Genomic DNA, 19,263 nt, shown 5'->3' on the forward strand with positions numbered 1-19,263 from the left:
AACATATTTAATCCTTAAAAGTTAAAAAAATCGGTAGAAATTATTTTTTATAATTTGATAAATAAGTATTTAATTCATCCTTTAATTTTAACTTTTCTTTCTTTAGATTTGCTATTTCTAAGCTATCTAGATGAATTCTACCTTCTTCTGCATCTTTGATTTTGTGATCAAGTTTGTTGTGCTCTTCAAACAACTTATCAAAATGCATATCCTTGCCTTTTAACTCGGTGATTAAATCCCTAAATTCATGTAGCATGTAAGCCTCCTTTTTTTGAAATTTTATTGTTATTGATTATAGCTTAAATAAGTTAAATGTATTTTAACTCGTCAGGTTTTTGTTTATTTTTAATAATCTTTTTAGCTATTTTTATACTATCTGCTGTACCAACGATTAACAATTTTGCACCAGTGCCTATTAAAGTGTCTCCTCTTGGCATAGGGGTAAATTTTTTATTTTCCAAAATTCCTACTATGCTAACATTTGCCATATCTCTTAAATGGATTTCTTTTAGTCTTTTAAATCTCACCCATGACTCGTCAGGAATTTTAACCTCTTCTAAATCAATAGGGCTATTTTTTTTGTAAAGATAATTTTCTAATAAATTTTCCATATCAGGTCTTGCTGACATAGCACTAAGTCTTTGTGCGACCAATTTTGTAGCAGAAACTATGGAATTTGCTCCAAGTTTTTTTAGTTTTTCAGTTTCGTCTTCATTGCTTGAGCTAGCTAGTATAAAATAAGGATTGATTCTTTGTAATTCTTTTTCAAACAATCTCACTGAAGCAATGATGGCTATATTATCTGCTATGTTATTGCTAAGAGTAATTACACCTTTTGCGCTAGAAAGATTGGTCTTTAAAAAGGCTATATTTGTATGTGGAGCACTTTCTATATAATAAGGATAATTGTATTTTTCAGCTATCTCGCTAAAATTTTCTATTTCATCAACAACAACAAAAGGAATGTGATTTTCTTTGAATTGCTGTGCTAGTTCTATGGTAAAATCATTGTGATAGCATATTACAAAATGATTTTTTAATCTTGCAACTTTATGAAGCATTCTTCTCTCCTTGATTATTTTAGACAAGATTCCTTTTTTTACTATTTCTATCACTAAACCCATGCAAAAAGTAAATATTGTAAAAGTTAATAATACATATATAACGGTAAAAATTCTACCCGCTGTTGGTATGGGATTGACTTCAGTGTAGCCTAAAGTGGTAAATGTCATACCAGCTTGGTAAATAGCATCATTGAGATTATAATTACTTGTAAGCATATAACCAAAAGCTCCAATTAGTGTCATTATTACGACAGCAATAAGAGGAATTCTTAAAAATCTAAGTTGCTCGTAAAGCTCGTCATTGAGGTTGATTGAAGGTTTTGGAGAAGGGGACCAATTGAGGAATTTTTGTAGCTTTTTCAAAAAAGACATAATAATTCCTCGTTTATATTAAGGATTATTTGCTACTCTGTTTTTTAAGTGTTCTTAAAGTTGAAGCAGCAACTCTAACTTTTCTAGTAGTTCCATCTTCTAAAGTAATACGAACTGTTCTTAAATTTGGCAAAAAGCGTCTTTTAGTTTTGTTGTTAGCATGGCTAACATTGTTACCTACCATAGGTCCTTTTCCTGTAATTTGGCAAATTCTTGACATAAATTTTTCCTTATGAAATAAAAATAATTTTTAGCATTATATCTAAAGCAAGCTTAAAAAAATCAAATATTATTAAAAATACATAAAGAAAATTTGATAATAAGTATGATAAAATTATTTTTTATTTTATTGGAGATATATAATGTATGTAGCGCCAAGTTTATTGTCTGCAAATTTTTTAAACTTAGAAAATGAGATTAAAGAAGTATCTCAAGCGGGAGCTGATTTGTTGCACATTGATGTGATGGATGGACATTTTGTGCCAAATCTTACTTTTGGTCCTTGTGTGATTGAAAATATTTCAAAAATTACTTCAGTACCTTTAGATGTGCATTTAATGGTGCATAATGTTAGTAGTTTTGTAGATTTATTTATACCTATAAAACCAAAATTTATTAGTTTTCATTTAGAAGCTGAAAACCATCCTATTAGGGTGTGTGAGTATATAAGAAAAAACGGCATTCATCCTGCTATTGTATTAAATCCACATACTCCAGTTTCAAGCATAGAACATATTTTAGAATTTGTAGATATGGTGCTTTTAATGAGTGTTAATCCAGGCTTTGGCGGGCAAAGTTTTTTACCTTTGGTGTATAATAAAATTCGCCAGTTGAGAGAAATGATAGATAGGAAAAATCTTAAAGTTTTTATAGAGGTTGATGGTGGGGTAAATGGCTTAAATGCACCTGATTTGGATGAAGCAGGAGCTGATATTTTAGTCGCGGGTAGTTATATTTTTTCTTCGCAAGATAAAAAAACAGCAATTAATTCTTTAAAGCTTGAATTTTGAGCCAACAACAAATCGATGATTTAATCATCAAGCTAAGCAAAGAAAACAAACCTTTTCCTTGGGTTTTAAAAGAACTTGCAAAAATAGAAGAATTAAACCACTATGATTTTGATTTATATATTTTTGAGCTTTTAGGACTAGGGGTAGAGCTTAATGCACAAAATTGTTTGTGTTTAAAAAGTAAAAATAAAAAAATAAAAGATGAGATATTTTGTGTTGTAGATATTGAAAGTACCGGCGGGATAAAAAGTGGTCAAATTTTAGAAATAGGTGCTGTAAAAATTCAAAATTATAAAGAAATTGATAGGTTTGAAAGTTTTGTAAAAGTAGAAAGCATACCTGAAAATATTACAGAATTAACTGGGATTAGTTTAGATATGGTAGAAAATGCTCCTTCTTTGAAAGCTGTGTTAAATGATTTTAAGTTATTTTTAAAAGATAGCATTTTTGTAGCACACAATGTGCGTTTTGATTATCATTTTATATCTAAAGCTATGTATGAAAATGATTTTGGAGTACTTTTAAATAGAAGATTATGTACTATTGATTTAGCTAAAAAATGCATTGAAAGTCCCAAATACGGCCTTGATGCTCTAAAAGAGTTTTTGTGTATTGAAAGTAAGCATCATAGAGCTTTAAGCGATGCTTTGGCCGCAAGTGAAATTTTGAAATACTGTCTTAAAAAAATTCCTTTTTACATTAAAACTACTGAAGAATTGTTACATTTTAGCAAGCAAGCTAAAAATCAAACAAAAAAATAAACTTTGTTTTGTATTTATTGCTATACTTCTTTTGCATAAATGACGGGAGCTTGTGATACAGGCTGAGAGTAAGCTAAAAGCTTAGACCGCACCAGAACTAGGTAATACTAGCGTTGGGATAATTTATCAACTACTCACATACCCTTCATTTATCCAAAATTATTTCAAGGATAAATTCAAATGAAAACTCAAATGTCTTATGCAAAAGAAGGAATTTTCACAAAGCAAATGCAAATTGTTGCACAAAAAGAACAAGTAAGTGAAGGTTTTTTACTTGAAAATATAGCATGTGGAAAAATCATCATTCCTGCAAATATCAACCATAAAGCATTAGATCCAAATGGTATTGGCTATGGACTTAAAACGAAAGTAAATGTAAATTTAGGCGTTTCAAATGATTGTGTAGATTATAGTGAAGAGATGAAAAAGGTAGAATTGGCTCACAAATTTAATATAGAAGCTATTATGGATCTTAGTAATTATGGTAAAACCAGTCGTTTTAGAGATGAGCTAATTGCTACTTCAAAAGCTATGATAGGAACTGTGCCTGTTTATGATGCGGTAGGTTTTTTGGAAAAAGATTTAAAAGATATTAAAGCAAAAGATTTTTTAGATGTAGTATATCATCATGCTAAAAGTGGAGTGGATTTCATGACAATTCACGCAGGGATAAATTCTCGTGCTGCTAGGGTTTTTAAAGAGTGTGATAGGATTACTAATATAGTTTCAAGAGGAGGTTCAGTTCTTTATGCTTGGATGCAAATGAATGATGCTGAAAATCCATTCTATGAATATTATGATGATTTGCTTGCTATATGTAAGGAATTTGATGTGACACTTTCTTTGGGTGATGCACTAAGACCTGGTTGTACTCATGATGCAAGTGATGGAGCTCAAATTGCTGAACTTATAGAACTTTCATTGCTAACCAAAAGAGCATGGGCTCAAGATGTGCAAGTGATGATAGAAGGACCTGGTCATATGGCTATTAACGAAATAGAAGCTAATATGCAACTTGAAAAAAGAATTTGCAATGGAGCTCCATTTTATGTTTTAGGACCATTAGTTACTGATATAGGTGCAGGATATGATCATATAAGTGGAGCAATTGGTGGAGCAGTTGCAGCAGCAGCTGGCGCTGATATACTTTGTTATGTAACTCCTGCTGAACATTTAAGACTTCCAAATTTAGAAGATGTAAGAGATGGTATAGTAGCAACTAAAATAGCAGCTCATGCAGGAGATATAGCCAAGCTTCCCAAAGAAAGAAAAATAGATGATGAAATGAGTAAAGCAAGACAAGATATTGATTGGGAAAAAATGTTTAAATTAGCAATTGATGGAGAAAAGGCTAAGAAAATGTTTAATGAAAGAAAGCCTGAAGAGCTTAATTCTTGTTCAATGTGTGGAAAAATGTGTGCTATGAACACTATGAATAAAATTTTAAAAGGTGAGGATGTAAGTTTGATAAAAGAATAAACCCTCAATTGCGAGGGTTTATTTTGATTAATCTATTACTTTATAATTATAAGGTTTTAGATTTTTATCATCTTCAAGAAGTTTTGCTGGTGGATTACCATTTACTTCTTGGTGTTTATAGTAGCGATCACCTGCTTTATTGCCATTTAGATCTACTTTATAGTGAATTTCACCTGGATTTAATTTTTGAATATCTTCAAAACCTAAATTTGAAGTTTTGAAATCTTTAATGCCATTTTTGGCTGCAATTTCTGCTAGCTTAGTTTGTCCTTGTCTTGACATATCAACTGATTGTAAAAGCATTCTTGAAGCTTCTCTAGGATTGTGGAAACCTGTTGAGTTTTCAGCACCTACAAAGTCCGCTCTAATTTGAGATTTTCTATGTAGTTCTAATACTTCTTTTAATTCAGCCGAAATTTTAGCATCATCTGCTTTGCCATCAGTTTGAAATTTAGGCATTTTTCCAAGTTCTGCACGAATAGTTTCTATATCTTTAATCAAGCTTACTAAAGAATATTCAGCTGTTCTTAAATCATGGGCTACTGAATTTTGAATATCTTTTACTTGTTTAGCTAGATAGCTTTCGCTTTGAGTGTGACAAGTTTTACAAGCTGAGTTAATATCAACTAAAGGTGAAGTAATATTGTGGTTAGTAACTTTTTTTGCACCTTTTCTAATATAAGGCATATGACAATCTGCACAACTTACACCATTTGCAGCATGCACTCCACCACTATAAAGTTCGCTTTCTGGGTGTTGAATTTTAATCATTGGCGCTTTTGTGATTTTATGAACCCAATCACTTGGAAAATTTTCTCTATTTTTTTCATAATAATCATCAATCATTTCTATTCTAAATGGCTCTCCTTTTTTCCACTCACTCCATGGAAATGCTAGCTCTATACCATCAACTTCGATTTCAACTGGCTTGTTACCATCTCTCCAAGAATCAAACTCATCGTAAGTTTTTTGAGTGCCATTCCACCATTTTTTAGAACTATCATTAGCAATACTTTCGCCTATAGTTTTCACTTTAGTGCCTGTTGGTTTGAAGTAGTATTCAACATGACATTGAGAGCATACTAAAGTTCTCATTTCGCTTCTTGAAGCTTTAATGCCTTGTTTTTCGTCTGCTTCATAACCTCTTGAAATTAATGCTTTAATTAAAGCTGGTCTTGTAAGTCTTAAACTCATATCTGTTGGGTTGTGGCAATCTGCGCATGTTACACCCATTCTTTTTCCACCATGAGGTCCGCTGTGTTCAGGTGAGTTTTCTTTAGCTCCATTTACAGCTGGGATAGTTTTAACCATAGTCCAATATTTTGCAGAGTTAAATGCTACCCAATCGCCTTTTGCAGTGTTGTTTAAAAGCCATGGAGTCCATCCGCTATGGCAGTTCATACAAGCTGTTGGTTGACCGCCAAATCCTGTAAAACCATGTGCATTTAAGAAATCTTTATTATTTCTAGCTGTATCCATTTGATCTACTTGAACCCAAAAGTGTCCTCTTTCTTCATTTGCATCAATGCTAAATGGATAACCTGCCCAAAGAACAGTTAGTTGTGGATAGCGAATAAGCTTTGAATAAGCTAAATTTCCACCAAATTCTGTTGCATTAGGTGTTTGTTTTTCTACTGCTGTGTGCATGTCTAAATAATCAGGAAAGTTCTTTCCCCAGTAATCAAAAGTAGGATTTTCATCACCAAGTTTTACAATTTCTTGTGAAATGATCCCGCCTACTGAATCATTTGTTTTAGCTGTAATGTCCTGATTAAGCCATAATACACCTGCAATAGCTACTATAGTAGCACTTATAGCACTATATAAAATGCCTCTGTTATTCATTAAATACTCCTTTCATTTAAAATCCTCTCTTGTGACCAACACCTTGGTGGCAAGATACACAACTTAAAGCATTATCTTTATGTGGATCTAGGGTAGGGTTGATAGTGTTACTCGCAATTTCTTTGTGACATTCTATACAGTTATTTTGGACTATTTCTTTACTTTTTGCATTTGCACTCAAATGTGTAGGTAAAGAATCTAGTTTGAAAGTAAATGCATAAGCATGTCCTAAGCCACTTTGAGCTTTAGCAATCCATTTTTCAAAAAAGCTATGTGGCAAATGGCAATCATTACAGGTTGCTCTTGGTTTACCATCAACTTCTTTAGAGTGCGAAGCTTTTAAATAATCATTATAAACCTCGTTCATAATATGGCAATTATTACAGCTTTCACTAGCATCGCTAAAATAAGAAGTGCCCTTAGCATTATGGAAAGTATACATTCCAACTCCTGCTAAAATTACAAGTAAGAAGAGGAAAACAGCAAAAAGTTTTGAGTTTGCTTTTTTCAAAGTCTCTCCTTTGAATGAAGTTTAAGTTACAAGAACTTGTGTATAATTATATAACACCATAAAGGCAAAAAAGTAAATATATATTTATTAATCATTTATTATTTTTTTAATAAGATAAAAAAAGTATTATTTTTTTATATAATTATATTTACTATTATACAAATAAAATAAATTTTAATGAAAGAAATACTAAAATATAAATATCTAGAAATAAAGGTAGGTATATCATGCAAATTCAACCATCAATGTATATTAACAGAGAACTTTCTTGGCTTGCGTTTAATTCTCGTGTTTTAGATCAATGCTCTAAAGATCTTCCTTTGCTTGAAAAACTTAAATTTATTGCTATATACTGTACAAATTTAGATGAGTTTTATATGATAAGAGTGGCTGGATTAAAACAACTTTTTGTGGCAGGAATAAGCACAACAAGCAATGATGAAATGACTCCTCTTGCGCAACTTAAAGCTATTAGAAATTATCTACATGAAGAAAAATATGTAGTAGAACAGTATTTTACTAAAATTACCCAAGATTTAGAAAAAGAAAATTTATTTATTCGCTCATACGAAGAACTTGATGAGGATTTAAAACAGCAATGTAATGAGCATTTTTTTTCTAATATTTTTCCTGTGATAGTGCCTATTGCAGTTGATGCAACTCATCCTTTTCCGCATTTAAATAACCTTTCATTTTCTTTAGCGGTAAAACTTTGTGATCCTATGCACCCTGAACTTTTAAAATTTGGCATGATACGCATACCTAGGGTTTTACCAAGATTTTATCAAGTAAGTTCTAATATTTATGTGCCTATAGAAAGTATAGTACGCTATCATACTGAGCATATTTTTCCTGGCTACAAGCTCTTATCTTCTGCTGCTTTTAGAGTAACTAGAAATGCAGATATGGAAATAGAAGAAGAAGAAGCTGATGATTTTATGTTGATTTTAGAGCAGGGTTTAAAACTTCGTAGAAAAGGTGCTTTTATACGCTTGCAAATAGAAAAAGGCGCAGATGAGCAGTTGATTGAATTTTTAAGTTCTCATATGAATATTTTTCATAAAGATATTTATGAGTATAATATACTTTTAAATTTAGCTTCATTATGGCAAATCATTTCCAACAAAGAATTTACACATTTGCTAAATCCTATGTATACACCAAAAATTTTACCACCTTTTGGGGATAATGTATCTATATTTAGTGCAATAGATAAACAAGATATTTTGGCTATACAGCCTTATGAGAGTTTTGAGCCTGTATATCAATTTATCAAAGAGGCAAGTAAAGATCCTAAGGTTGTTTCTATAAGAATGACTCTTTATAGAGTAGAAAAAAATTCAAACATAGTTCAAGCTTTAATTGATGCAGCAAGCGATGGCAAACAAGTTACTGTAATGGTAGAATTAAAAGCGCGTTTTGATGAGGAAAATAACTTGCATTGGGCAAAATCATTAGAAAATGCAGGGGCTCATGTGGTATATGGAATCACTGGTTTTAAGGTGCATGCAAAAGTAGCTCAAGTGATTAGAAAAGAAGGGGATAAATTAAAAATTTATAATCATTTAAGTACGGGTAATTACAATGCAAGTTCAGCTAAAATTTATACTGATGTGAGTTATTTTACTTCAAAAGAAGAATATTCTCAAGATACTACAACTTTTTTTCACATACTTTCAGGATATAGTAAAAGTCGTCGTTTAAAGACTTTATCAATGAGTCCAAAGCAAATCAAAGAAAGAATTTTAGATATGATAGCTACTGAAGCAAGCTATGGAAAAGATGGAGTAATCATAGCCAAAATGAATGCTTTGGTAGATGGTGATGTGATTAAAGCTTTATATGAAGCTTCAAATAAAGGTGTTAAAATAGATCTTATTGTGCGTGGAATTTGTTGTTTAAGACCTGGAGTAAAAGGATATAGTGAAAATATAAGAGTTAGAAGTATAGTGGGAAAATATTTAGAACATGCTAGAATTTTATATTTTAAACATACAACACCAAATTATTTTATTTCAAGCGCTGATTGGATGCCAAGGAATTTAGAAAGAAGACTAGAATTAATGACTCCTATTTTTGATGAGCATTCTCGTGCAAAGTTAGCTCAAATTTTAAAATTACAATTAAGCGATAATGATTTGGCTTATGAGTTAGATAGCGAGGGAAGATATCGTAAGGTTGTTTATGAGACAGAAAAAATCAACAATTCTCAACAAACTTTAGAAGAGTATATTAGTAGAATTTTTAATACCTTGAAAAAAGATACTGATCACAGCAGGGCGACGCACTTAGCAACGAAGCTTTTTAGGGATAGCTAATCCTTGCTTTTTTGGCAAGGATTATTTCCAACCTTCTATGTAGTTTTTAAGTTTTCTACCAACTTTTGGGTGTTTAAGTTTTTTTATAGCTGAGCTTTCTATTTGTCTTACTCTTTCTCTTGTGACATTTAATTCTTTACCGATTTCTTCTAAAGTTCTATCACTTTCATCATCCATTAAGCCAAAACGCATTCTAATAACAGCCTTTTCTCTATCATTAAGCTGATCTAAAACTTCATCAATTTGTTCTTTTAAATCATCTTTTAAGATGTGATCCATAGGTGAAATTGAGGTTCTATCTTCTACAAAATCTCCAAATTTACCATCATCCTCGTTGCTAATAGGTGCTTCTAGGGAAATTGGTTCTTTAGTAATTTTAATAACTTGTTTTACTTTATCTATACTAAGTCCTACTTCTTTTGCAATAATACTTACATCCGGTTCTTTACCTTCTTTTTGTAAATACTCGCGAATGATTTTATTGATTTGATTGATAGTTTCTATCATATGAATAGGAATTCTTATAGTTCTTGCTTGATCAGCAATTGCTCTTGAAATAGCTTGTCTAATCCACCAAGTTGCATAGGTTGAAAACTTATAACCGCGTTTGTATTCAAATTTATCTACCGCTTTCATTAAGCCTATGTTGCCTTCTTGGATTAAATCTAAAAATGGTAATCCGCGGTTAGTATATCTTTTGGCAATGCTTACAACTAAGCGTAAATTTGATTTTGCCATTCTAGTTTTAGCCTCATCAGATATTTTTTTACCGCGTTTGATTTGCTCTAGAATTTCTTTTAATTGATCTTTTTCTAAATCAAAAGAATTTTGGCTGGCCTCTTTAGTTTGAATAAGTTTTTTAATCTCCATATAAGTGCTTACCATGGTAGTTTCTAAAGCACGCTCGGCTATTTCTTCTTTGCTAAGTTTGGTAATATCTTTTAAAATATCTTGGTGTCTTTGTTTTAATTCTTCTGAAAACATCGGTAAGCGATACTCTAAGCGTTTTAATTCTTTATCAAATTCCTCATCACTTTTTAATGCCGTTTCCATAGATTTTACTATTTCAGAAATAAGTTTTGATGTTGGACCTAGATCCATTAGTTTTTCTTTTAGTATATTTTTCTTAAAAGCAATTATGAGTTTATCTAATAGTTCATCATCATTTTTTTCTGCATTAATAGTAGATATAGTTTTTAACCATTCTTTTTTTGCTTTTTCTAATGCTTTAAAGCTTTCTATGACTTTTAAAGTTCTTTCATCTTCTTTTTTATTTGTTTTTTTAGGTTTTTTTTCATTAGAATTTTCATTTTCCTCATTTTCGTTTTCTTCTTCAGAATCTATTTCTTCATCGTTTTTATCATCATCGCTTTTATCATCATCCTCAAAGCTTTTAAAAAGCTCTTTCACTCTTCTTTCTCTATTAATTAAAGGTTCTTTATAATCAAGTATAAAATCAATCAAATAAGGCACAGAACAAAAAGCATCGATGATAATGTCTTCACCTAGCTCAATCTTTTTAGAAATTTCAATTTCTTCATCTTTGTTTAAAAGAGCAATTTGTCCCATTTCTCTTAAATACATTCTTACAGGAGAGTCTGACCTGCTCCACTCAAGTAAATCATTTTCATTGGCTAAATCAAATTCATTTTCCAAACTTGTATCTTGTAATTTTTGTTTTTCCTCTTGTAGCTTTTTTGCTTCTTCTAAATTTCTTTTTTTGGCAATTTCAGCTGAAGAGATTAATTCTACTTTATATTTATCCATTAGATCACGGATTTTTTTTGCACTTGTTGCGTTTGGAAGCTTTGCAAAATACTTGACAAGTTTTTCATATGTGATATAATCTTTAGAATTTTCTTTGAAAAGTTCTTCTAAAACATTAGTTTCATTAGCCATGGATACCCCTTGTATTTAAGTAATGAGTGTAAAACTAAATATTATGCCTAAAAATTAATTAAAAACAAATAAAAATATTTTGGAACGACTTTTGCTTTGTTAGTGAAAAATTAAGATTTTAGTTAGGAAAAATAATGCAAAATGGGTATTATCAAGCCACCGGTGCTATGGTTACGCAATTTAATCGCTTAGATGTTGTAACTAACAATCTAGCAAATGTAAATACAAGTGGCTATAAAAGAGATAATGTTGTTATTGCAGATTTTAAAAGGATTTTTAAAGAAACTCAAGATGAGTTACCTATACAAAATCACACAAGAGATGCTGCAAGATTTGTTAATACAACTATAGATAGAGTTCCGCAGGTTAATCATGTCTATACAAATTTTAGTGTAGGTTCTATGAAAATGACGCATAATCCTTTGGATTTAGCTCTTACTCGCGAAGATACTTTTTACTTGATTAAAACAAATAATGGCGAAATAAGATTAAGTCAAGATGGAAATTTCCAACTTGATGATGAGGGTTATTTGGTAAATCGTCAAGGATACAGAGTTTTAAGCAGTGATTATTTTAATAATCCCGAAAATGATGGCATCCGCATAGGAGATTCTACTTCTTTTATTAATGTGGATAAAAATGGAATTATCAGTGCAGCTAATCAAAATATTGCAAGATTATTTGTAGCACAAGTTGATGATTTAAGAGATTTACAAAAAGATGGCGATAATATGTATAAAATTGATAATTTAAACAAGATTAGAGATTTACCAAATTCAAATGCCATTAAGCAAGGTTTTACTCAAGGATCAAATGTTAATCCAGTTACAGAAATGGTAGGGTTAATTGAGGCAAATAGAATGGTTGAGATGTATCAAAAAGTTATGACATCTCATATGGATGATTTAAATCAAGAAGCTATTAATAAATTAGCAAGTACTAAATAAAACTAAGGATAGATAAAATGTTAAGATCATTATACACAGCAGCATCAGGGATGGTATCGCAACAAACACAAATTGATGTGACTTCAAATAATATTTCAAATGTTAATACAGTAGGTTATAAAAAATCGCGTGCAGAATTTGCAGATTTGATGTATCAAACGATGAAATATGCAGGAACTTCAACCTCAAGCACCACAAAACATCCAAGCGGCATTGAAGTAGGGCTTGGAGCAAGAGTAACAGCTGTAAGTAAAATTTTTAGTGAAGGTAGTTTAAAACAAACATCAACTTCAGGTCTTGATATGGCAATTGCTGGTAATAATGGCTTTTTCCAAATTCAAATGCCTGATGGAACTATAGCTTATACTAGAAATGGTCAATTTACTAAAGATGCTGAAGGAAACATAGTAAATTCAGATGGTTATAGACTTTTACCGGAAATGACTATACCTGAAGATGCTATTGCTATAAATGTTGCAAGCGATGGAACAGTTTCAGTAATGCAGCCAGGAAATACAGCTGAAACTCAAATAGGACAAATTGAACTTGTAAATTTTATCAATCCTGCAGGTTTACATGCTTTAGGGGATAACCTTTTAGTAGAAACTGATGCAAGTGGGGCGCCTATTGCAGGTATAGCGGGCGAGAACGGTTTTTCTGTCATCAAACACGGCTTTGTGGAGCTTAGTAATGTTCAACTTGTAGAGGAAATGACTGATCTTATTACAGGACAAAGAGCTTACGAAGCAGGCTCAAAAGCAATCACTACAAGTGATGATATGCTTGGAATTGTAAATCAATTAAAACGCTAGAATTAACTAGCGTTTATAATATGTAAAAATATTTAAAAATATACTAAAAAACTCCTATTTATAAATACTTATAAAATATTCTTTTTTATAATTTAAATTTTATCATTAATGTAGTAATATTTTTTAGATGTATTAAAATACATTGAATAAACAATAACGAGGGATATAATGAACAGAAGAGACTTCATTAAAAACACCGCTATTGCTAGTGCTTGTGGTGTTGCAGGTCTTAGTGTTCCAAGTAGTGTACTTGCTAATACTGAGAATAAATGGCGTTGGGATAAGGCTGTTTGTAGATTTTGTGGTACAGGCTGTGGAATTTTAGTTGCAAGTTTAGATGGTAAAATTGTTGCTGTAAAAGGAGATCCAGCAGCTCCTGTAAATCGTGGATTAAATTGTATTAAAGGTTATTTTAATGCAAAAATTATGTATGGAGAAGATCGCTTAGTAACACCTTTACTTCGCGTAAATGCAAAAGGTGAGTTTGATAAAAATGGAAAATTTCAACAAGTTTCTTGGCAAAGAGCCTTTGATGAAATGGAAAAACAATTTAAAAAAGCTTACAAAGAAAAAGGTGTTGAAGGAATTGGAATTTTTGCAAGCGGTCAATATACTATACAAGAAGGATATGCTGCTGCAAAATTAGTAAAAGCTGGTTTTAGATCAAACAATATAGACCCAAATGCACGCCATTGTATGGCTAGTGCGGTTGTTGGTTTTATGCAAACTTTTGGAGTTGATGAGCCTTCTGGCTGTTATGATGATATAGAGCTTACTGATACCATTATTACTTGGGGTGCAAATATGGCAGAAATGCATCCGATTTTATGGTCAAGGGTAAGTGATAGAAAATTAAGTAATTTAGATAAAGTCAAAATTGTAAATTTATCTACTTTTTCTAATAGAACTTCTCATATAGCAGATACTGAAATCATCTTCAAGCCAAATACTGATTTAGCTATTTGGAATTATATCGCTAGAGAGATTATTTATAATCATCCTGAAGCTATGGATAAAGAATTTATTGAAAAACATTGTATCTTTACAACAGGCTATGCTGATATTGGTTATGGAATGAGAAATAATCCAAACCATCCTAAATTTAAAGCAAGTGAGAAAGATACAGTAGCAAAACAAAATGCTATTATTGTAGATGAAGAAGAAGCGGTATCTTTGGCTTATTTAGGAGTAAAAGCAGGTGATAAATTTGAAATGAAACACCAAAGTGCTCCTGATGCGCATTGGGAAATTTCATTTGAAGATTTCAAAAAAGCATTAGAGCCTTATACGCTTGATTATGTTGCTAAAGTTGCTAAAGGTAATGAAGATGAAAGCATTGAAGAATTTAAGAAAAAACTTCAAGAATTAGCAAATTTATATATAGAAAAAAATAGAAAAGTTGTAAGTTTTTGGACTATGGGCTTTAATCAACACACAAGAGGTACTTGGGTAAATGAGCAAGCTTATATGGTGCATTTTTTACTTGGCAAACAAGCTAAGCCAGGAAGTGGTGCGTTTTCATTGACAGGGCAACCAAGTGCTTGTGGAACTGCAAGAGAAGTAGGGACTTTTTCACATCGTTTACCTGCTGATATGGTCGTTGCAAATCCTAAACACAGAGAAATTAGCGAAAAAATTTGGAAAGTTCCGGCAAAAACAATCAATCCTAAACCAGGTGCTCCATACTTAAAAATCATGAGAGATTTAGAAGATGGAAATATCAAATTTGCTTGGGTGCAAGTAAATAATCCTTGGCAAAACACTGCTAATGCAAATCACTGGATAGCAGCAGCTAGAGAAATGGATAATTTTATCGTTGTGAGTGATTGCTACCCAGGAATTAGTGCTAAGGTGGCAGATTTAATTTTACCAAGTGCTATGATTTATGAAAAATGGGGTGCTTATGGTAATGCTGAAAGAAGAACTCAACACTGGAAACAGCAAGTGCTGCCTGTAGGTGAGGCTATGAGTGATACTTGGCAAATTATGGAATTTGCAAAACGCTTTAAATTAAAAGAAGTTTGGGGTGAAACTAAGGTAAATGATAAACTTACTCTGCCAAGTGTTTTAGAAGAAGCTAAAGCTATGGGTTATAGTGAAGATGATACTTTATATGATGTATTATTTGCAAACAAAGAAGCAAAATCTTTCAAAGCAAACGATTCTATTGCAAAAGGATTTGATAATAGTGATGTTAATGGCGATGAAAGAAAAATTATAGGTAGTGATGGTAAAGAATTTGAGGGTTATGGCTTTTTCGTTCAAAAATATCTATGGGAAGAATACCGTAAATTTGGTTTAGGTCATGGGCATGATTTAGCTGATTTTGATACTTATCATAAAGTAAGAGGTTTAAGATGGCCTGTGGTAAACGGTAAAGAAACACAATGGAGATTTAATACTAAATTTGATTATTATGCTAAAAAAGCAGCTCCAAATTCAGATTTTGCATTTTATGGTGAATTCGCTAAAGAACTGCCAAAAGGAGATTTGCTGGCTCCGCAGACTAAAGAAAAATATAGCTTGAAAAACAAAGTGAAAATTTTCTTTAGACCATTTATGAAAGCTCCTGAAAGACCGAGTGAAGAGTATCCATTTTGGTTATGTACTGGTAGGGTTTTAGAGCATTGGCATAGTGGAACTATGACTATGAGAGTTCCTGAGCTTTTCCGTGCAGTGCCTGAAGCACTTTGTTATATGAATGAAGATGATGCTAGGGCAATGAAAATTAATCAAGGTGATATCGTATGGGTACAATCACGCCGTGGTAAAGTAAAAGCTAGAGTAGATTTTCGTGGTAGAAATAAACCATCTAAAGGGCTTGTGTATGTGCCTTGGTTTGATGAGAATGTGTATATTAATAAAGTTACATTAGATGCAACTTGTCCATTGTCTAATCAAACAGATTTCAAAAAATGTGCCGTAAAAATTACTAAAGCATAAAAATGAAAAATAGAAGAGAATTTTTAGCCTTTACTTTTAAGCTTTTATGTATAGGAAGCGGAAGTGCATTTTTAGCAAGTTTAGCATTTAGCTCAAATCAGGAGTATTTTTTAAGACCTCCTGGGGCAGATGATGAAAAAGAATTTTTATCAAAATGTATACGATGTGGACTTTGTGTAAAAGCTTGTCCTTATGATGTTTTAAAACTAGCAAATTTAGAAAATAGTGCTAAAAATGGCACACCTTTTTTTATAGCAAGAGAAAATCCTTGTAGATTGTGCGAGGATATACCTTGTATAAGAGATTGCCCTACAAATGCGCTAGATCATAAATATTTAGAGCAAAATGATGGAATTTATAAAACAAAAATGGGTATAGCTATAATTGATAGTGCAAGTTGTGTTGCTTATTGGGGAATTCAATGTGATGCTTGTTATAGAGCCTGTCCATTGATAGATAAAGCATTAAAGCTTGAAATAAAACGCAATGAAAGAACTGCAAAGCACGCATTTTTATTACCTGTAGTAGATCATGAAGTATGCGTGGGATGTGGGATTTGTGAGAAAGCCTGTATAACGCAAAAAGCTGCTATTAGAGTTTTACCTAGAGAATTTGTCTTAGGAAAAGCTGGGGATAATTACATCAAAGGTTGGGATGAAAAAGATGAAAAACGCTTGCAAGATGTAAACACAGATAAAAATTTCAATAAAAACAAGGCTAAAGATTATCTTAATGATGGAGAATTGTTATGAAATATCTTATTTTAAGAAGAATAGTGCAATTGTCTATCTTAACTTTTTTTTCTTTTGGTGTATTTAATTTTATATTAAAAGGAAATTTAAGCTCTTCAGTTTTATTTTCTTCGGTGCCCTTAAGTGATCCTTTTGCATTTATTCAACTTGTGTTAGCAAGTTTGCAAGTAGATTTAATGGCTTTAAGTGGTGCTTTGATAGTATTTTTATTTTATGCTATTTTTGCTGGAAGAGCGTTTTGTGCTTGGGTTTGTCCTGTAAATATCATTACTGATTTTGCTTATTTTATTAGAAGTAAATTAGGTTTTAATCAAGCAAGGATTTTTAATGTAAATAAAAATTTGCGTTATTATGTTTTGGCTTTTGTTTTGATTTTTTCTTTTCTTTTTTCCTTTCCTGTTTTTGAGGAATTTTCTTATATAGGAATAATCCAAAGAGGAATTATTTTCGGTGGTATTTCTGGGCTTTTTGTAGCTTTGATTGTTTTTTGTATAGATATATTTTTTAGTCCAAGATTTACTTGCTCGCATTTTTGTCCTTTAGGAGCTTTTTGGGCTTTAAGTTCGCATTTTTCATTACTAAAAGTAAGATATAACTTGCAAAAATGCACTAAGTGTTATAAATGCCTTGGAGTATGTCCTGAAAAGCAAGTGCTTTGGATGATAGGTAAAGAAAATCAAGATGTAAAATCAGGTGAGTGTATAAGATGTGGAAAATGTATTGATGTTTGCGGTGATGATGCTTTAGGTTTTAGTATAATAAATTTAAGGAGAGAAAATGAAAAATAAAATCTTTTTATCCTTAGCAGCAGCTGTTTTAATAAGTGCTTGCGGACTTGCTGTTAAAAGTGTTGATTCAAAAGATATAGGTTTAAGAAAAACAAGTTTAGAAAGTGAAAATGTAGAGTTATTGGATGCAAAGTATTCTCAAGCAATGGCTGGAGAGTCTGTTTTAATTGAGAGATCATTTGAAAATGCTCCGCCATTAATTCCACATACTTTAGAGGATATGCTTCCAATTACTAAAGATAATAATATTTGTTTAAGCTGTCATGATAAAGCCATAGCTAAAGATGTTGGAGCCACTCCGCTTCCAAGTAGCCATTATTTTGACTTAAGAAAAAACAAATCTACTAAAGATATGATAAGTGATGCAAGGTTTAATTGTACACAATGCCATGTACCACAAAGCGATGCAAAACCTTTAGTAGGAAATAGTTTTGAAGCTAAATTTAAAAATGAGGAACTAAAGAAAAAATCTAATCTTTTAGATGTTTTAAATGAAGGCGTAAAATAAAACTATGAAAAAAATATTTTTAATCTTACTAATGAGTGTATATGTATTTAGTTATGAGCTTAAACTTGATTCAAATTTAAATGCCTTAAAACTTGTTGATAGTAGTTTGCTTATAGGACTTGATAATGGAGAATTAAATCAGTACTTTATTAAAGACAAAAAAATGCAAAAAATCACTCAACTTGATAAGATTAAAAATTTTTACGAAGAAAATCTTAGCCCTAGAATTTATAGTATTGATTACTTAAATGGGGCTATTTTGATTTTAAGTGAAGGTGATTTTGGTAGTAAAAGGCTTAGTATTTATAAAAATAAACAACTTTACAACTATAAGCTTTTAAGTGATGGAGTAAAAAAAGCTTTGTTTTTAGATGATGATACTATTTTATTAGCCTTGCTAGGTTCTAATATAGAGCTTTTTGATCTAAAAACAAAAAATATTATAAAAAATTTTACTTTCTCTAACTCAAGTTTAAGTGATGTGGTTTTAAATGAGGCAAAAACTCAATTAGTAGCAGGTTTTGAAAGTGGTGAAATAATACTTTTTGATGTGAAAAAGTGGCAAAAAATAAAAAGTTATAAAAATCTTCATAAAGATAATATTTATCAACTTGATTTTAAAAATGCAATTATTACAAGTTGTAGCACTGATAGAAAATTAGGCATAGTGCGAAATGATCAAGAAAAAAGCATAGAAAGAGACTTTTTAATATATGCTTGTAGTCTAAATAAAAGTGGTTCTATAGCGGTTTTTGGAGATAATGAAAAAAATATTATAGAGCTTATAGATACTAAAAATTTAAAAACAATAAAAAAATTCCAAAATAAAGATTTTTTGCTAGAATATCTTATATTTTTAAACGAGCATGAATTTATTAGTGCTGGTTATGAAGATAAAATTATATTTTGGAGTATAGATGAATCTTTCTAGTGTATTGATTTTAACTAAAGAGGAAAAATTAGAAAAACTTAAAGAGCAAATTCAACAAACACCATGTTGTAGTGTGGAATTGGCTCAAGAAGAAAAAATTATAGTGGTAATAGAAAGTGAAAATTTAGATGATGAGTTAAAAGCATATAAACAATTAGAACAGCTTGATGGGGTGATAAGTATTAATATGGTATTTTCGTATCAGGATTTGGATGAAAAAAGAGAAAAAATTTTAAAAGCAAATTTTGAGGCAAATACTTTTGATGAAAATTTAAAAAAAGATAATTTAGAATACTATGGTAATGTTTTTAGAAAGTATTGAT

General features: G+C 31.1%; 18 protein-coding genes and 1 riboswitch. Of the genes, 12 read left to right on the forward strand and 6 right to left on the reverse strand.

The genetic code is table 11. The features are described 5' to 3' along the window. Nucleotides 1-40: 40 nt before the first annotated feature. The 3 genes from L8X97_RS01990 to rpmB are packed head-to-tail and all read right to left on the reverse strand — an operon-like array spanning nt 41 to nt 1,656. The gene (locus L8X97_RS01990) at nt 41-256 is read right to left on the reverse strand and encodes a YdcH family protein (protein ID WP_133318720.1); all 216 of its coding nucleotides are present in this window, start codon (nt 254-256) and stop codon (nt 41-43) included. A gap of 52 nt (nt 257-308) precedes the next feature. Continuing rightward, nucleotides 309-1,436, reverse strand: coding sequence for a potassium channel family protein (locus L8X97_RS01995; RefSeq protein ID WP_220566855.1), 1,128 nt, complete (start codon nt 1,434-1,436; stop codon nt 309-311). A gap of 25 nt (nt 1,437-1,461) precedes the next feature. After that, nucleotides 1,462-1,656 carry a 50S ribosomal protein L28 gene (gene rpmB / locus L8X97_RS02000; RefSeq protein ID WP_012661734.1) on the reverse strand — a complete coding sequence of 65 codons (195 nt, stop codon included), beginning with the start codon at nt 1,654-1,656 and terminating at the stop codon, nt 1,462-1,464. A gap of 142 nt (nt 1,657-1,798) precedes the next feature. Between rpmB and rpe the strand changes: the two genes are divergently transcribed. The 3 genes from rpe to thiC all read left to right on the forward strand — a co-directional run bounded on the left by rpe (nt 1,799) and on the right by thiC (nt 4,686). After that, on the forward strand, nt 1,799-2,446 hold the full coding sequence (rpe, locus tag L8X97_RS02005; RefSeq protein ID WP_220566854.1) for a ribulose-phosphate 3-epimerase: 648 nt from the start codon (nt 1,799-1,801) through the stop codon (nt 2,444-2,446). Next, nucleotides 2,443-3,207, forward strand: coding sequence for a 3'-5' exonuclease (locus L8X97_RS02010; RefSeq protein WP_263662503.1), 765 nt, complete (start codon nt 2,443-2,445; stop codon nt 3,205-3,207). The genes rpe and L8X97_RS02010 overlap by 4 nt, the downstream gene beginning before the upstream one ends. A gap of 32 nt (nt 3,208-3,239) precedes the next feature. Continuing rightward, nucleotides 3,240-3,344, forward strand: a riboswitch (TPP riboswitch). A gap of 43 nt (nt 3,345-3,387) precedes the next feature. After that, nucleotides 3,388-4,686, forward strand: a complete 1,299-nt coding sequence (gene thiC, locus L8X97_RS02015; protein ID WP_263660121.1) for a phosphomethylpyrimidine synthase ThiC — start codon at nt 3,388-3,390, stop codon at nt 4,684-4,686. A gap of 27 nt (nt 4,687-4,713) precedes the next feature. Here the strand turns inward: thiC and L8X97_RS02020 are convergent, their stop codons facing one another. Both L8X97_RS02020 and nrfH read right to left on the reverse strand, forming a co-directional pair. Beyond that, the gene (locus tag L8X97_RS02020) at nt 4,714-6,531 is read right to left on the reverse strand and encodes an ammonia-forming cytochrome c nitrite reductase subunit c552 (RefSeq protein WP_263662504.1); all 1,818 of its coding nucleotides are present in this window, start codon (nt 6,529-6,531) and stop codon (nt 4,714-4,716) included. Nucleotides 6,532-6,547: 16 nt separating this feature from the next. Next, nucleotides 6,548-7,042 carry a cytochrome c nitrite reductase small subunit gene (gene nrfH / locus L8X97_RS02025; protein WP_039618639.1) on the reverse strand — a complete coding sequence of 165 codons (495 nt, stop codon included), beginning with the start codon at nt 7,040-7,042 and terminating at the stop codon, nt 6,548-6,550. A 227-nt stretch (nt 7,043-7,269) separates the two neighbouring features. On the opposite strand from nrfH, the gene L8X97_RS02030 reads away from it, so the two are divergent. Continuing rightward, a complete protein-coding gene (locus tag L8X97_RS02030; protein WP_263662505.1) occupies nt 7,270-9,360 on the forward strand; it encodes an RNA degradosome polyphosphate kinase in 2,091 nt (696 codons plus the stop codon). Between the two features lie 21 nt (nt 9,361-9,381). Here L8X97_RS02030 and rpoD read toward each other — a convergent pair whose 3' ends face one another. After that, nucleotides 9,382-11,259 carry an RNA polymerase sigma factor RpoD gene (gene rpoD / locus L8X97_RS02035; RefSeq protein WP_263662506.1) on the reverse strand — a complete coding sequence of 626 codons (1,878 nt, stop codon included), beginning with the start codon at nt 11,257-11,259 and terminating at the stop codon, nt 9,382-9,384. A gap of 134 nt (nt 11,260-11,393) precedes the next feature. On the opposite strand from rpoD, the gene L8X97_RS02040 reads away from it, so the two are divergent. The 8 genes from L8X97_RS02040 (at nt 11,394) to L8X97_RS02075 (ending at nt 19,262) form a co-directional block, all read left to right on the forward strand. Continuing rightward, the gene (locus L8X97_RS02040; RefSeq protein ID WP_133318728.1) at nt 11,394-12,206 is read left to right on the forward strand and encodes a flagellar hook-basal body protein; all 813 of its coding nucleotides are present in this window, start codon (nt 11,394-11,396) and stop codon (nt 12,204-12,206) included. Between the two features lie 17 nt (nt 12,207-12,223). Then, entirely contained in the window at nt 12,224-13,018 is a 795-nt protein-coding gene (flgG, locus tag L8X97_RS02045) for a flagellar basal-body rod protein FlgG (protein ID WP_133318729.1), read from the forward strand. 168 nt (nt 13,019-13,186) lie between these two features. Continuing rightward, nucleotides 13,187-15,961, forward strand: coding sequence for a periplasmic nitrate reductase subunit alpha (napA, locus tag L8X97_RS02050; protein ID WP_263662507.1), 2,775 nt, complete (start codon nt 13,187-13,189; stop codon nt 15,959-15,961). Between the two features lie 2 nt (nt 15,962-15,963). Continuing rightward, nucleotides 15,964-16,713, forward strand: coding sequence for a ferredoxin-type protein NapG (napG, locus tag L8X97_RS02055; protein ID WP_133318731.1), 750 nt, complete (start codon nt 15,964-15,966; stop codon nt 16,711-16,713). Beyond that, a complete protein-coding gene (napH, locus tag L8X97_RS02060; RefSeq protein ID WP_263662508.1) occupies nt 16,710-17,501 on the forward strand; it encodes a quinol dehydrogenase ferredoxin subunit NapH in 792 nt (263 codons plus the stop codon). The genes napG and napH overlap by 4 nt, the downstream gene beginning before the upstream one ends. Further along, nucleotides 17,491-18,009 carry a nitrate reductase cytochrome c-type subunit gene (locus L8X97_RS02065; protein WP_133318733.1) on the forward strand — a complete coding sequence of 173 codons (519 nt, stop codon included), beginning with the start codon at nt 17,491-17,493 and terminating at the stop codon, nt 18,007-18,009. The genes napH and L8X97_RS02065 overlap by 11 nt, the downstream gene beginning before the upstream one ends. Nucleotides 18,010-18,013: 4 nt before the next feature. Next, complete coding sequence (locus L8X97_RS02070; protein ID WP_263661823.1) at nt 18,014-18,940, forward strand: WD40 repeat domain-containing protein; 927 nt, start codon at nt 18,014-18,016, stop codon at nt 18,938-18,940. Then, entirely contained in the window at nt 18,927-19,262 is a 336-nt protein-coding gene (locus tag L8X97_RS02075) for a chaperone NapD (RefSeq protein WP_263662509.1), read from the forward strand. Before L8X97_RS02070 ends, L8X97_RS02075 begins: the two co-directional genes overlap by 14 nt. Nucleotide 19,263: the final 1 nt, after the last annotated feature.

Origin of the sequence: Campylobacter sp. CNRCH_2013_0671h (assembly GCF_025773055.1) — a bacterium.
Taxonomy (GTDB): Bacteria; Campylobacterota; Campylobacteria; order Campylobacterales; family Campylobacteraceae; genus Campylobacter_D; species Campylobacter_D lari_D.